This window comes from Pontibacter toksunensis (genome assembly GCF_042686245.1).
GTDB classification, from domain to species: domain Bacteria; phylum Bacteroidota; class Bacteroidia; order Cytophagales; family Hymenobacteraceae; genus Pontibacter; species Pontibacter toksunensis.
The window spans coordinates 1-655 of record NZ_JBHUOX010000110.1; the positions used below are offsets into that span (position 1 = coordinate 1).

Consider the following 655-nt stretch of genomic DNA (forward strand, 5'->3'; position numbering starts at 1 on the left):
GTCCACCTCTCGGTAAGCACCTGCCGCTGCTTCATCATGCTGCCGCTCTCATCCTCTTCTTTTGAGTACACATCCATGTAAGTGCCCCCAGCAATCACCTTCAGGCCGTTGAGCAGCTCCACATCCAAATTCAAGGTGATACCCTGTGTAACAGCATGGCCTTCAAGATTGGCGTAGATAATCCTGTTAGGGTCGGTGTCGTAGTCCGCTATGATGCGGTTGTTGAAGTAGGTGTACCAGGCGGTGGCATCAAAACCTACGAAAGCACTGTTTCCGGCAACTATTTTTTTGATATAGTTCACATTGACGTTGTAGCTCTTCTCCGGGTCCAGCTCCTCCTGCACGTCCACTATTCTGGACCCGGTGAGGGCGGCGTGCTCCTCAGTGAACAGGTTCACCACCCGAAAGCCCGTTCCGGCGTTCAGCCGCAGGATGTTGTTGTCGTTGGGCGCCCACTTGTAGGCCAGCCTGGGGGTAAGGATGTCGCCGTGCCTGGAGTTGTAGTCGTACCGCATGCCCAGCAGGAGCTTGTGCTGCTGCGAGAGAGAAATCTCGTCCTGCACGAAGATTCCGGGAAGCCAGGTTCTGTCAGGCTGGTTTCCCGGATCCAGAGTATCCGGGCTGGCGGTGGCCGGTGTGTTGTCATCGTAGTACG

The 655-nt window shown here is 55.6% G+C and carries 1 protein-coding gene; it reads right to left on the minus strand.

Annotated features, from left to right (window positions below; translation table 11 throughout):
• The coding region (locus tag ACFS7Z_RS27360; protein WP_377492715.1) for a TonB-dependent receptor plug domain-containing protein at window positions 1-655 on the minus strand (655 nt) is incomplete at both ends.